The following is a 13,374-nucleotide window of genomic DNA, read 5'->3' as shown; positions in this document are numbered from 1 at the left end:
AGCTATTTAACGTAGAAATCAAGCAATTTCTGATTTTCCAGATAAGCTTCCAGGTGGTCGCCAATGTTTACACGGCCTACACCTTCGGGGGTACCGGTAAAAATAAGGTCGCCTTTTTTTAGGGTGATGTATTGCGATACAAAAGTGATAATACGCTCGAATGAGAACAGCAGATCTTTAGTGTTACCTGTTTGCCTGGCTTCGCCGTTAATATCTAACCGGAAATTGAGCGCGTACATATCGGCAAATTGCGCTTTCTGTAAAAACGTGCTCACCGGTGCCGAACCGTCAAATGCTTTGGCCAGTTCCCAAGGCAGGCCCTTTTCTTTATGGCGTTGCTGAATATCGCGGGCCGTAAAGTCAATCCCAAGGGCTACTTCATCGTAATAATTGGCGGCAAATTTTTCGTTGATGTGCTTGCCCTCTTTACAAACCTTAAGCACTACCTCAATTTCGTGGTGTATATCCTGCGAAAAATCGGGATGATAAAATGGCTTATTATCTTTTAACAGGGCGGTATCCGGTTTCATAAATATCACCGGGGTAGTGGGTACCGGGTTATTCAACTCCTTAGCATGTTCGGCGTAGTTACGGCCAATAGCGATTATCTTCATACACAAATGCGGTAAAAGCCAAAGCTAAAAATATAATGGCTTTTTGAAAGGATAAAAGAAAATTTGTGAGGGACTCACCCCGCCGACGCTTCGCTGGGCGACCCTCTCTGCTGCGCAAAGAGGGTGAAAAAAGGATGGTGAATATATATGTCTTTTCAAACTCCCTCTTTGCGCAGCAGAGAGGGATGTCGAGCGTAGCGATGACAGGGTGAGTTATAAACTTTGCTTCACTTTTTCTAAAACCGAACCCAAGTTGCCCAATATTTCCTTATTAGTAAACCTTAAAATTTTCAATCCTAATTCAGCCAATACTACATCACGGTTTTTGTCGTATTGCTGTTTGAAGAGATGTATCGGCCCATCGGCTTCAATTACAAGTTGAGCTTCGTGGCAATAAAAATCGGGAATATAATATAGATGTAGGCCTAAAGCGGTTTTTATAAATATGGGATGCTGCCGTAAAAACTTACAATTGTGAAAATTCCTGTTTCTTAAAGCGCGCCATAATACATCTTCAGCAGGTGTTTGTTTCTTCCTAAGTTCACGGCAAAATTCGGTAATGGAGGGCATTGCAGATGTGAAAGGATTTAAATTTTATGCTGAATATAGTAAAATATTTTTTGGAGTAGGTAAACTGATGCGTTAACGTGCAGGATTCACGATTGGTTTGTTCACGAGCTGACTCACCCTGTCATCGCTACGCTCGACTTCCCTCTCTACTTCGTAAAGAGGGAGTTTGAAAAGATATAAATTCCCTGTCTTTTTTCACCCTCTTTGCGCAGCAGAGAGGGTCGCCCAGCGAAGCGTTGGCGGGGTGAGTTAAATCTCCCCTCACACTAATTCCCAATAAAATTTCGTTTGAAAACTATTACAGTACAGACAATCTTTTGATAGTAGATTCTGTACCGGCCATAATGCGGATGAAGTAGAAACCGCGGCTTAGTTTGTTGTTGATGTTGTAGCTGAATTTTTGATCGCCGGTTTCAACGCGCTGCGAAAAAATGGTTACGAGGTCGTTGCCCAGTACGTCAACAATTTTTATGGTGACGTTGGTATTGCGCGATACTTCGTATTTCAGGTTGATTTGATCGGTTACCGGGTTAGGGTATACCTGTACATTGGTAAGCAACTTATCGTCCTGCCTGTTAACGTTAACCCTTGCGCTTGATACCACCCCCGGTTTTAGCGGCGGCATGGCAAACGGAAGGCCGCTGCGCAGATATGAAGTTTTAACAGCTTTGGCTTTACGTAACAGTGTGGTAGTGTCTTGATTATAAGCGCCTTTTGCGAAAGCGAAATTCATAGATACCGCTATCGCGATAACTAATAACCTTACGTAAGAATAGGTAGAATTTCGATTCATGCTTTATATAATGGTTACAAAAGTATAATAAAAGCTCTCATCATTCAAAAACATTGCCTAATTATAAATAATTTAACAATTTTTAACAAAAACAGCTTTTATTTGTAGCTCTGTTGTAAAGACTTATACGATAGTTATAGGTTTAAGTTTAGAAACGGAAAATTTTAATAATTTTGCTTTTTTTACAAAATAGTGTCAAATCATAAAGACCTGCAAAAACTAACAGTTCCCGGGCTGCTCATTAGTTTAGGTATTATCTACGGTGATATAGGTACGTCCCCCCTATATGTGTTCAAAGCAATTGTTGGTTCAGGAGCCATTTCAGAATCTTTGGTTCTGGGAGGGGTCTCGTGTATCTTCTGGACGCTTACCCTCCAAACTACCATCAAATATGTATGTATAACGCTGCTTGCCGATAACAAAGGCGAGGGTGGTATATTCTCACTTTTTTCGCTGGTAAGGCGAAAAGCCAAGTGGCTGATAGTCCCGGCTGTGGTCGGGGGCTGCGCATTGCTGGCCGATGGTATCATTACACCTCCCATTACCATTTCATCGGCTATAGAGGGTTTAAATGCCACCTACCCGGGTTTGCCCACGGTAGAGATCGTTATAGCCATTATTGCCCTGCTGTTCATTATTCAGCAGTTCGGTACATCGCTGGTTGGTAAGGCTTTCGGGCCTATCATGTTCCTGTGGTTTACCATGATGGGCGTGTTGGGTATATCGTTTATTATACAAATGCCGTCTATTTTTAAGGCGTTAAACCCATACTACGCGTTCAGCTTGTTAACCAGCGGCAGTTACGATGGTTTCGTGATACTGGGTGCGGTTTTCCTGTGTACCACGGGTGCCGAAGCACTGTATTCCGATTTAGGTCACTGCGGTCGCGATAACATCCGTGTAAGCTGGATCTACGTAAAAGCCTGTTTAATATTAAATTACCTTGGCCAGGCAGTTTGGCTGCTGCAACGCAACGGACAAACTATCGACCTTAATACCCATAACCCTTTTTACCAGATCATGCCTTCGTGGTTCCTGATATTTGGTATTGGTTTGGCTACCATGGCAGCGGTTATTGCAAGCCAGGCGCTTATATCGGGTTCATTTACACTGATTGCCGAGGCTGTTAGGCTCAACCTATGGCCAAAGGTGCGTATCAATTACCCGAGCGAGCAAAAGGGACAACTGTATGTACCTAGCATTAATTGGATACTTTGTGCCGGTTGTATCATTGTGGTATTACTCTTCCAAAAATCGGAAAAGATGGAGGCTGCTTACGGTTTAAGTATTACTGTAGCCATGCTGATGACCACTATACTGGTATCAAAATTCCTAAAACGCCGCAAGGTACCTGTGTACCTCATCGGCTCTTTCTTAGTGGTTTATTTACTGATAGAAGGTACTTTCTTACTCGGTAACCTTGTGAAATTTGTACATGGCGGCTGGTTTACATTATCAATCGGCTTTATGCTGTTTGTAGTGATGTGGACATGGCATACTGCCCGCAAGATCAAGAACCGCTATGTGAAGTTTATCGAGATTGACGATTATTTCAACATCATTAAGGAATTAAGTGATGACGAAACGGTGCCCAAATATGCGTCGCAACTGGTGTACTTAACCAGCGCCAACTTCAACTCCGAAATTGAATCGAAAATAGTTTACTCCATACTGCAAAAGCAGCCCAAGCGTGCCGATGTATACTGGCTGGTACACGTTGATGTGGTGGATGAACCTTATACCCGCGAATACGAGGTAGACTTTTTGGTGCCGAACAAACTGATCCGTATCGACTTTAAACTGGGTTTCAGGGTAGAGCAACAGATCAACCTGCTCTTCAGAAGGGTAGTGGAAGATTTGGTAAAGAACGGCGAAGTAAACATCACCAGTAAATACAAATCATTGAGCAAGCATAACATTGTGGGCGATTTCCGTTTCGTGGTGATCGAAAAAGCGTTATCGCGTTCGCATAACCTGTCGTTTTACGAGCAGCTGATCATGGATATCTACGTACAACTGAAAAAGGTCAGCCTTTCAGAAGAACGTGGTTTCGGCCTCGATTTGAGCTTTGTTACGGTAGAGAAAGTGCCGCTGATGCTGGTAGCGCCCGAATCGGTTACGCTTACCAGGGTTAGCTAAATGTAAACCTGATGCAATAATATGTTTAAACACGCTTTGTAATGCATGGCGTGTTTTACTTATACATACAAAGGCCGTATCTTTAATTTAAAATGAAGAAGTATTTATCATTAGTAACCTTTACGCATACCATATTTGCCATGCCATTCGCCTTTATAGGCTTCTTTTTGGCGGTAACAACTACTAACCACACGTTTGAGTGGCCAAAGTTGCTGATGATGGTATTGTGTATGATATGTGCCCGTAATTCGGCCATGGCCTTTAACCGCTATTTGGATAGAGACATCGACGCCAAAAATCCCCGTACCCAACAGCGCGACATCCCCGCTGGCAGAATTAGCGCTACCAACGCGCTTATATTTACACTGGTTAATTGTGCTTTGTTTATCGGTATTACCTGGTTTATAAATCCACTTTGTTTTTACCTGTCGCCAGTGGCTTTACTGGTGGTTTTAGGATACAGCGCTACCAAACGCTTTACCGCGCTTTGCCATTTAGTATTGGGCTTAGGCCTTTCGCTGGCGCCTATAGGGGCTTATTTGGTTGTAACCGGGGAGTTCGCTTTAACGCCGGTATTCTTCTCGCTATCGGTATTGTGCTGGGTGAGTGGGTTCGATATTATTTATGCCTTGCAGGACGAAGACTTTGATCGCAGCCAAAAACTACATTCTATCCCGGCTTATCTGGGTAAGGTGAGGGCATTAAACCTGTCTACCTTTTTGCATGTGCTATCGGCTGTGTTTATAGTGATGCCCGTGTTTGTTACGCAGGTAGGGGTGTTGTATTATGTAGGCATACTGTTCTTCTGTACCATGCTGGTATACCAACATCTGCTGGTAAAACCAAGCGACCTGAGCCGCGTAAATTTCGCCTTCATGACCACCAATGGCATGGCAAGCGTAGTGTTCGCGGTACTGTTCTTGCTGGATAGGTTCCTGTCGGCACACGGTATACTAACGGCATTCCATATTTAGTTTACACCGGTGGGTGATTTTTTATCCGGCGGCACAAACAATAAGCCAACCCAAACATTTGCATATTTGCACATCAAACATGCAGATCAATTAAAAACATCTGCACATTTGCATATCCGCTCATCTGCACATTAATTAATACCATGATACATAAAAAAACAAGAACATATATCCCGGCCGATCTGGAGATCAAATGGGAAAATCTTGAACCTATTTATAAAGAACTGCTTGCCCGCCCTATAGCATCGGTTACCGAACTGGAGCAATGGCTGCGCGACCGTAGTGAACTGGAAGCTGCCCTTGAAGAAGATTTCGCGTGGCGCTACATCCGCATGACCTGTGATACACTGAACCCCGATCTGCTGGAAAGCTTTCAATATTTCGCTACCGAAATTGAGCCTAAAACGGCTCCGTATAGCAACGATCTGAACATTAAGCTGACCGAAAGCGAATGGGTTGATCACCTGGATAACAATAAATATTTCATATACCTGCGTGGCGTACGTAAAGCCTTAGAGCTATTCAGGGAAGAAAATATCCCGCTGCAAACCGAGATACAGGTAGAGCAGCAAAAATACCAGTCGATCACCGGCTCCATGTCGGTGCATATCGGCGATAAGGAGTTCACGCTGGAGCAGGCATCGGCCCTGTTAAAAGATACCGACCGTGCCAAAAGACAGGAAGCCTGGGAAAAGATCACCTCGCGCCGTTTGCAGGATAAAGAGAAGCTTGATGAACTGTTTGATCACCTGCGTTCGTTAAGGCATAAGGTGGCCCTGAATGCAGGCTTTGAGAACTTCCGCGATTATATGTTCCAGGCATTGGGCAGGTTTGATTATACACCGCAGGATTGTTACGCTTTCCATGCGGCTATTGAAACCGAAATAGTACCCATTCTGCGTGAGCAGGCCGAAAAAAGGAAAGAAGCCCTCGCGCTGGAAGCCTTAAAGCCATGGGATACCGACGTGAACATATCGGGCAAACCGGCCCTGAAACCTTTTAAAGATGGCGAAGAACTGATTGAGAAATCGATACAGTGTTTCAGCAACATCAATAGGTATTTGGGCGAACGTTTGGAGATAATGAAAGATAACCAGCTGTTCGATGTAGAAAGCCGTAAGGGCAAAGCACCTGGCGGTTATAACTATCCGCTGGCAGAAACCGGCGCACCGTTCATCTTCATGAATTCGGCCAATACCTTCCGCGATCTGACTACCATGGTACATGAAGGCGGCCACGCGGTACATACCTTTTTAACTGCCGACCTGGAGCTGAATGATTTTAAACATTGCCCTTCGGAAGTAGCCGAGCTTGCCTCCATGTCGATGGAGTTGATCTCAATGGATAACTGGGATGTGTACTTTGATAACGAGGAAGACCTTAAACGTGCAAAACGCGACCAGTTGGTTGATGTATTGAAAACCCTGCCATGGGTAGCCGTGGTAGATCAGTTTCAGCACTGGATATACACCAACCCCGACCATACCGACGAGCAGCGTACCGAAGCCTGGATCCAGATCTATGAGCCATTCGGTGCAGGTTTTGTTGACTGGAGCGAACATCCGGATGCCGAAGCCAACCTTTGGCAAAAACAACTGCACATTTTTGAAGTGCCGTTTTACTACATTGAATACGGTATGGCCCAGTTAGGCGCTATTGCGGTATGGAAAAACTACAAAGAGAATCCGGAAAAAGGCATGCAGCAATATTTGGATGCCCTGAAATTAGGATACACCAAAACCATCAGGGAAATTTACGAAACAGCGGGTATCAAATTTGATTTCAGCGCCGACTATGTAAAAGAACTGGCCGCCTTTGTAAAGGCCGAAATGGAGAAACTGTAAACAAAATACGACACTAAAACACTTAAGCCCGGCAATCCGCCGGGCTTTTTTTGTGTAATTTTTTAACATGAAGTTAATGTGCCGATATTTTTTGGTAGATAGGTTGCTTATTGGTTACTTATGAATTTATTGTATTTAGCTGATTTTCAGAAGTTTTTATATCAATTTTGAAAACATTTATTATGACAATTTCTATCTGAAATTACTCCTTTAAAGAATGTCCCATCTCCGTCATAATGCCCGGATTTAGGGGGCTGTTTGGGTGACAAAGCTGTCGATTGGCATAGTTATGGCAGTTACCTAAGCATGAAAAAGTTAATTTTAGCATTCAGCATAGCAGCATTTACGCTTACAGGATACAGCCAGGGGCTTAAGCCTGTGAAGATAGATAGCCTTGTCACGGTATCAATGCCGGGTGAGTTCACTAAGAAAGACACACTTGGTCAGCAGATATATTCGGGTAGTGGTTTAATGGGTTATATGATGGTGATCAGGGCGCAAAACCCGGCCAACAATCAGCCCCTTAAAAAAGAGAACGACCTGAATAACGTGTTCAAGGAATATATAAAGAAACTACAAGGCCAGTCATCAGGCGATATCATGAACGCCCGTGATACTACCATTGGTAAATTGAAAGCGAAAGTATTCGCGCTGGAAACCAATGATGAGAACGGTCAGCAGGTAAGAAATTTCGCCCTGATATATACTAAGGATGCAACTTATACCTTTGAGTATTTGTATCCAACCAACAGGGCCGAACTGATAAAGGATGAGAACAAGGCCTATTTTGGCTCTATCAAGATCTCTCCCGAACTGGAACGTACCGATCAATACATCAGCACCGCGAGTTCAGGTGTATCGGGTACAGGTAAAATTGCCATTTATGGCGGCGGTTCATTGGTGTTACTGATGATCGGCTATTTCATCTACCGTAAAAAAACAGAGACAGCGATGTCATAAATTCGATATTAACTATTGATTACAGGAGGCGGGCATTTCACCCGCCTTTTGTTTTATACTATATTTAGCCCCTCAAATGGCCGAAAACATAACACTGCAAATACCCGCTGTACAGCTGCAACAAATAACCGGGAAAGAGATAGATCTGGAAAGTTTATTGGATATCCTCTTTGCCGATAAGGATAACCATGCCCTGATGTGTAACCGTTTGGAGCGTTACCATTGGGGAAACGGCACATTTCCGCAGGTGGAAACCTTTACTTTGGAGCATATTAAATTTGACGCGGAAAAGCTTACCGGTAAATTCAGGTGCAGGTTCAGGGTAGGTTTTTCGTTTACCTGTTCGGGTACTACCGGCGGGCAAAACGATACCATAGCCTGGGATGTAAAGATCGACCAGGAAAAGCAAACGATGTTCTTATACGGCGAGGAACCGCTTACGCGGGATGGCGACGATTTATAAGCTTAACGCTTCAATAAAGCCTTACTCCATTTCTCCGAATGCAGAAACTTATAATTATCCATAAAGCTTAACCAAAGCAGCGTAACCATTACGCCAACCGCCGAACCCGCTATCACATCCTCAAAAAAGTGCTCGCTCAAATACATGCGCGAAAAGCCCGTAAGTACCGCGGTAAGCAACAGCAACACACTAAGCATTTTATTGCGCGAAAAATAAGCCAGCACCAGTGCCGTTGAAAATACGGTTACCGAGTGGCCCGATGGGAAACTGTGCAGGGTGTAGATCTTTACACCTTCGGCAAAATGAATATGATCTAACTGCATACCGAAATAGGCTTTTGGCCTGGGCGCGTCAAAAATGTGTTTTAAAACCTGCGCGAACAGCGAGGTAATAGCATAGCTTGTAGCCAGCAGAAAGGCCTTACGGTAGCTGTAAAACATTAATAACAGCAGTATTACGCCTACCGTGGTTAATCCGTCACCAATATTGGTAAACCAGCTGAAAAAAACATCGGCGCCAATACTGTAATGGCTATTCACCGCGAAATAGATCTCTTCGCGGGTAAAAATTGCTTTTATTACTATACAAATGCACAATACAAGCAGGTATAGAACAAAAAATACGTTAATTTTATTGAGTACGTATTTTATTCCTATTTTCATGGGTGCAAATTAAGCATATACTTATGCAATGCAAAAAAATGGTTATGTTTGACTTTGAATTGACCTCAATTAAAAAACTGAATGTCGAAAAATATCTTTCGTAGAAAATCTGTAACAAAAATTCTGGCTGACGTTGAATGTGGTTTCAGCGACAGCGAACACCCCGGCACGGCATCCACCCATCTCACCAAAACACTAAACGTTAAAGACCTTACCCTCATGGGTATTGCCGCCGTAGTAGGTGCGGGTATCTTTTCTACCATTGGCGAGGCCTCTTTTAACGGCGGTCCGGGGGTGAGTATATTATTTATTATTACGGCTGTTACCTGCGGTTTTTCGGCTTTATGCTACGCGGAGTTTGCATCGCGCATTCCGGTAGCGGGCAGCGCTTATACCTACGCTTATGCTTCTTTCGGTGAATTGATCGCCTGGATAATAGGCTGGGATTTGTTAATGGAGTACGCCATTGGTAACATAGCCGTAGCCATATCATGGAGCGAATATTTTGTAAACCTGCTGGAAGGGTTCAATATCAAAATGCCGGCTTACCTCACTATGGATTACTTTTCGGCATTCACCGCACATGAGGATGTGCAGCGATTAACCTCATCGGGCCATGTTGCCGAAATAACAGATAGGATGAAGAATGCCGCCCTGGCATGGAACACCGCGCCCGGTTCAGGCAGTTTTAAAATTATAGCCAACATACCGGCATTGCTTATCGTAGTGGCCATTACTTACCTTGTTTACATCGGCATCCGCGAAACTAAAAAGGTTACCAACGCTATGGTGCTGCTTAAAATAGGGGTGGTGATAGCGGTAATTATACTGGGTTGCTTTTATGTTACCCCGGCCAACTGGAGCCCTTTTTTACCTAACGGTTTTGGGGGAGTAATGAAAGGCGTATCGGGTGTTTTCTTCGCTTACATCGGTTTTGACGCCATATCAACCACGGCCGAGGAGTGTACCAATCCACAGCGCGATCTTCCCCGCGGCATGATCTATTCATTGATCATTTGTACCGTACTATACGTGCTTATCGCATTGGTTTTAACCGGTATGGTGAGCTATAAAGATTTGCAGGTAGGCGATCCGCTGGCATTTGTATTTGCCAAGGTAGGGCTTAAAAAGATCAGCTATGTAATATCCATCAGCGCGGTTATTGCCACGGCGAGCGTGTTGCTGATATTCCAACTGGGCCAGCCACGTATATGGATGAGCATGAGCCGCGATGGTTTATTGCCTAAAGCATTCTCACGTATTCACCCTAAGTTTAAAACACCATCGTTTGCTACTATAGTAACCGGTTTTGTGGTGGCTATCCCGGCATTGTTCCTTAACCTTACCGAGGTAACCAACCTCACCAGTATAGGTACCCTGTTTGCCTTCGTATTGGTTTGCGGCGGTGTATTATTATTACCGAAAGAAGCCGCTCAACGTGGCCGCTTCAAACTACCGTATATCAACGCGCAGTGGATAGTACCGGTATTGTATATTGTAGGTGTCATTCTCTTTTGGAAACCAATGCTCGGAATTTTTACCGGCACCAACGTGCACCAAAAGTTCCCTTATATACTATTCATATTGCTGTCGACCTCGTTAACTATACTGGCCTTTGTAAAGAAGCTTTCGCTGATCCCGGTTTTGGGCCTGCTTAGCTGTTTCTACTTAATGGCTGAGTTAGAGTACGAAAGCTGGATCCGCTTTTTAGCCTGGCTGCTGATAGGCCTGGTGATCTATTTCACTTACAGCTATCGTAATAGCGTGTTAGGTAAGGAGGTAAATACGCCGAGGTAAGATTTTAGAAACGTTTTAACTGTCATCCTGAACGCAGTGAAGGATCTATGTCATCATGCAGACGGGCGATCAGATGCTTCGTTCCTCAGCATGACAGTGTAGGGGTGATGGGCAGGCACGCAACAACCCGAGAGCCGTCTCCCGTCAGCAAACAGCTTCGGGCGAAAACGGGCAGAACTATAGAGGCCATGAGTGCAAAGGCGGGCATAGCGAACTTGTTGCTTATGGGGAGGAATAGCGCGATGGGGCAAAAGTTCCAGCCCAAAGTTCTGCACGGTTTGCAGGGCAATGGCCCGTGCGGTAAAGAAGCCTTTTGCTGGACAAGCCGTTATTCGCTGTCTGTTTGTTTTTTATAGGTGCTCATGAGACCGCTTCGCTTAGTCTGTTACTTTTGTGCTCAAAAGTAATGGGGCACTGCGCCCAAGAGCAGACTGACGTTAATCATAGCACAATCCAACAGAACGCAACGAGATTGCTTCATTCTTCACAATGACAATTTTACAAGAAGTAAAGCCTCTTCCTTATTGCAAATGGCTAATATCAGGCACCTCAAAATTTTGATTTACCTGGCTGATAAAGCCCAGTATTTCATCCCGGCCGATGTGATTTTCGGATGAGGTGATAAAAAACGGCGGCACTTCTTCAAAGCTTGCCAGCAGGGCTTTCCTAAACTTAGCTATATTTTGATCTGTTTTTACGGCCGACTGTTTATCGGCCTTGGTAAACGCCAGTACAAAAGAAAGTCCTTTTTCGCCCAGCCAGTTACAAAACTCCACGTCTATCTTTTGCGGCTCAAGGCGACTGTCAATTAAAACAAATACCGTTTGCAGGCTCTCGCGTTTATCAAGATAGCTGCGGATAAATTTGTTCCAGTCTTCCTTTTTGCTTTTAGAGATCTTCGCGTAGCCATAGCCCGGTAAATCTACAATGTACCAGGTATCGTTGATCAAAAAGTGATTGATCAGCTGGGTTTTACCGGGTGTTTGCGAGGTTTTGGCCAGTCCCTTTTTTTCGGTAAGCATGTTGATAAGCGATGACTTACCCACGTTGGAGCGGCCTATAAAAGCATATTCGGGCTTTAACGGCAGCGGTAGTTTGGATATTTGCGTGTTGCTGCAAATAAATTCGGCAGATTTTACAATCATTGTACAAAGGTAGAAATAGTTTGGTGTAAATTTGATGTTTAAACATGTATTGTTATGGGCGATTATAAAATCCCGGCGCAAACCCGAATAGGGCACGTGCATTTAAAGGTAAGCGATCTGCAAAGGTCTATCGATTTTTATTGCGGACTGTTAGGCTTCGAACTAATGGTGATGTACGGCGATCAGGCTGCGTTTATTTCGGCAGGAGGCTACCACCACCATATTGGTTTAAACACCTGGCAAAGCAAAGGCGCGCCACCCGCGCCTGAATATGCGCCGGGCTTATTCCACACGGCAATATTATACCCGGAGCGTAAGGATTTGGCAGCGATAGTAAAGCGCTTATTTGAAGAGGGTTATCCAATTACCGGTGCGTCAGATCATGGTGTATCGGAAGCTATTTATCTCGATGATCCTGATGGCAACGGCGTAGAACTATACTGGGATCGTCCGCGCGACCAATGGCCGCTTGATGCCAGCGGACAGCTTACCATGTATACCCGCAGGCTGGATATGGAAGGACTTTTGGGGGAAGTTAGTGAGTTGTAGGTTGTGAGTTGTGTGTTGTGAGGTTCGGGGTTTCAGGTTCCGGTAGGAGGGGTTGAATTTTTGTGGAAAGATTTACGAAGTTTTAAAAACTTCGTAAATCTGAATGCGTTCCCAATGACTCAATTATAGTTCCTTGATCTTAATATTTCTAAAAGCCACCTTGCCGCCATGGGCTTGCAGGGCTATGCGGCCGGTTTTGGCTGCGCCGTAGGCCGGGTATTCTTTCCATTTCCCTTCGGTACGTTTTTTATTCCACTCGTCGGTCCAGGCTTCAAATTCCAGTATTTTGGCACCGTTAAGCCAGTGCTCAACATGGCCTTTGTTAAATACAATTTTGCTGGTGTTCCATTCGCCTACGGGTTTTAATACTTTTTTATCGTTAGGCAAGTGCATGGCATAATCGCAGCCGGCTTTCTGCCAGTCTTCCAGCGGACCATCCCAGCCTACTTCGTCAATTAACTGGTACTCCGGGCCGGTGGTGAAGGTGGTAGGGTATTTGGTATCCTCAACCACATGGTACATTACACCGCTGTTGCTGCCCTTGCCAATGCGCCATTCCCAGGCAAACTCAAAGTTGGTGTATTCTTTATCGCTTACTATATCGGCATTGGTGGCCTCGTAGCTGGTTTCAACGCTTGCCAGTATGCCATCCTTTGCTTCCCAGCCCGCAACCGGTCCGGTTTTGTTGTAGCTATGCCATCCTTTGGTGGTTTTGCCGTCAAACAAGCTTACCCAGCCGCTTTTTTTAATCAGCTTGTCGGCTGATGGAGCAGGTTTCCAGGCGGCATACATCAATACTACGGAAGCCGAGGCTACGGCCAGCGCTGTTCTTTTTATTATTTGTGTTCTCATATAAAGTATGGT

At 44.6% G+C, this 13,374-nt stretch carries 13 protein-coding genes; 7 read left to right on the top strand and 6 right to left on the bottom strand.

Going from position 1 to position 13,374, the window contains the following annotated elements; genetic code table 11:
• Positions 1-2 precede the first annotated feature (2 nt).
• The 3 genes from AC07NA_RS23105 to AC07NA_RS23095 form a co-directional block, all read right to left on the bottom strand.
• Entirely contained in the window at positions 3-614 is a 612-nt protein-coding gene (locus AC07NA_RS23105) for a fumarylacetoacetate hydrolase family protein (protein WP_494900131.1), read from the bottom strand.
• A gap of 213 nt (positions 615-827) precedes the next feature.
• Entirely contained in the window at positions 828-1,184 is a 357-nt protein-coding gene (locus AC07NA_RS23100; RefSeq protein ID WP_494900129.1) for an endonuclease domain-containing protein, read from the bottom strand.
• A gap of 298 nt (positions 1,185-1,482) precedes the next feature.
• On the bottom strand, positions 1,483-1,977 hold the full coding sequence (locus AC07NA_RS23095; RefSeq protein WP_345213560.1) for a T9SS type A sorting domain-containing protein: 495 nt from the start codon (positions 1,975-1,977) through the stop codon (positions 1,483-1,485).
• Between the two features lie 192 nt (positions 1,978-2,169).
• Between AC07NA_RS23095 and AC07NA_RS23090 the strand changes: the two genes are divergently transcribed.
• The 5 genes from AC07NA_RS23090 to AC07NA_RS23070 all read left to right on the top strand — a co-directional run bounded on the left by AC07NA_RS23090 (position 2,170) and on the right by AC07NA_RS23070 (position 8,357).
• Complete coding sequence (locus AC07NA_RS23090) at positions 2,170-4,116, top strand: KUP/HAK/KT family potassium transporter (RefSeq protein WP_494900127.1); 1,947 nt, start codon at positions 2,170-2,172, stop codon at positions 4,114-4,116.
• A gap of 92 nt (positions 4,117-4,208) precedes the next feature.
• Positions 4,209-5,090, top strand: a complete 882-nt coding sequence (locus tag AC07NA_RS23085; protein WP_494900125.1) for a UbiA-like polyprenyltransferase — start codon at positions 4,209-4,211, stop codon at positions 5,088-5,090.
• A 143-nt stretch (positions 5,091-5,233) separates the two neighbouring features.
• Complete coding sequence (locus AC07NA_RS23080) at positions 5,234-6,934, top strand: M3 family oligoendopeptidase (protein ID WP_494900123.1); 1,701 nt, start codon at positions 5,234-5,236, stop codon at positions 6,932-6,934.
• 306 nt (positions 6,935-7,240) lie between these two features.
• Complete coding sequence (locus AC07NA_RS23075; protein ID WP_345213564.1) at positions 7,241-7,894, top strand: hypothetical protein; 654 nt, start codon at positions 7,241-7,243, stop codon at positions 7,892-7,894.
• Positions 7,895-7,970: 76 nt separating this feature from the next.
• Complete coding sequence (locus tag AC07NA_RS23070) at positions 7,971-8,357, top strand: hypothetical protein (protein ID WP_494900121.1); 387 nt, start codon at positions 7,971-7,973, stop codon at positions 8,355-8,357.
• Positions 8,358-8,359: 2 nt separating this feature from the next.
• On the opposite strand, the gene AC07NA_RS23065 is transcribed toward AC07NA_RS23070, so the two are convergent.
• Complete coding sequence (locus AC07NA_RS23065) at positions 8,360-9,019, bottom strand: phosphatase PAP2 family protein (protein WP_345213566.1); 660 nt, start codon at positions 9,017-9,019, stop codon at positions 8,360-8,362.
• A gap of 81 nt (positions 9,020-9,100) precedes the next feature.
• Between AC07NA_RS23065 and AC07NA_RS23060 the strand changes: the two genes are divergently transcribed.
• A complete protein-coding gene (locus AC07NA_RS23060; protein WP_494900119.1) occupies positions 9,101-10,816 on the top strand; it encodes an amino acid permease in 1,716 nt (571 codons plus the stop codon).
• Positions 10,817-11,337: 521 nt separating this feature from the next.
• Here the strand turns inward: AC07NA_RS23060 and yihA are convergent.
• Positions 11,338-11,961: a ribosome biogenesis GTP-binding protein YihA/YsxC gene (yihA, locus tag AC07NA_RS23055; protein WP_345213568.1), complete on the bottom strand. Its 624-nt coding sequence runs from the start codon at positions 11,959-11,961 to the stop codon at positions 11,338-11,340.
• Positions 11,962-12,015: 54 nt separating this feature from the next.
• Here yihA and AC07NA_RS23050 point away from each other — a divergent pair, with 54 nt between their 5' ends.
• Positions 12,016-12,510, top strand: a complete 495-nt coding sequence (locus AC07NA_RS23050; protein WP_494900117.1) for a VOC family protein — start codon at positions 12,016-12,018, stop codon at positions 12,508-12,510.
• Positions 12,511-12,633: 123 nt separating this feature from the next.
• Here AC07NA_RS23050 and AC07NA_RS23045 read toward each other — a convergent pair whose 3' ends face one another.
• Positions 12,634-13,362 (bottom strand): 3-keto-disaccharide hydrolase, encoded by a 729-nt coding sequence (locus tag AC07NA_RS23045; protein WP_494900115.1) that lies wholly within the window; start codon positions 13,360-13,362, stop codon positions 12,634-12,636.
• Between the last annotated feature and the right edge of the window lie 12 nt (positions 13,363-13,374).

The sequence above is a fragment of the Mucilaginibacter sp. GW821-FHT07G05 genome, assembly GCF_059418565.1.
This window is presented reverse-complemented; position numbering and strand designations above follow the sequence as displayed.

Excerpts from the sequence above, each read along its gene's own strand:
- AC07NA_RS23105 (WP_494900131.1), bottom strand. The coding sequence starts at position 614 with ATGAAGATAATCGCTATTGGCCGTAACTACGCCGAACATGCTAAGGAG.
- AC07NA_RS23100 (WP_494900129.1), bottom strand. The coding sequence starts at position 1,184 with ATGCCCTCCATTACCGAATTTTGCCGTGAACTTAGGAAGAAACAAACA.
- AC07NA_RS23095 (WP_345213560.1), bottom strand. The coding sequence starts at position 1,977 with ATGAATCGAAATTCTACCTATTCTTACGTAAGGTTATTAGTTATCGCG.
- AC07NA_RS23085 (WP_494900125.1), top strand. The coding sequence starts at position 4,209 with ATGAAGAAGTATTTATCATTAGTAACCTTTACGCATACCATATTTGCC.
- AC07NA_RS23080 (WP_494900123.1), top strand. The coding sequence starts at position 5,234 with ATGATACATAAAAAAACAAGAACATATATCCCGGCCGATCTGGAGATC.
- AC07NA_RS23075 (WP_345213564.1), top strand. The coding sequence starts at position 7,241 with ATGAAAAAGTTAATTTTAGCATTCAGCATAGCAGCATTTACGCTTACA.
- AC07NA_RS23070 (WP_494900121.1), top strand. The coding sequence starts at position 7,971 with ATGGCCGAAAACATAACACTGCAAATACCCGCTGTACAGCTGCAACAA.
- AC07NA_RS23065 (WP_345213566.1), bottom strand. The coding sequence starts at position 9,019 with ATGAAAATAGGAATAAAATACGTACTCAATAAAATTAACGTATTTTTT.
- AC07NA_RS23060 (WP_494900119.1), top strand. The coding sequence starts at position 9,101 with ATGTCGAAAAATATCTTTCGTAGAAAATCTGTAACAAAAATTCTGGCT.
- yihA (WP_345213568.1), bottom strand. The coding sequence starts at position 11,961 with ATGATTGTAAAATCTGCCGAATTTATTTGCAGCAACACGCAAATATCC.
- AC07NA_RS23050 (WP_494900117.1), top strand. The coding sequence starts at position 12,016 with ATGGGCGATTATAAAATCCCGGCGCAAACCCGAATAGGGCACGTGCAT.
- AC07NA_RS23045 (WP_494900115.1), bottom strand. The coding sequence starts at position 13,362 with ATGAGAACACAAATAATAAAAAGAACAGCGCTGGCCGTAGCCTCGGCT.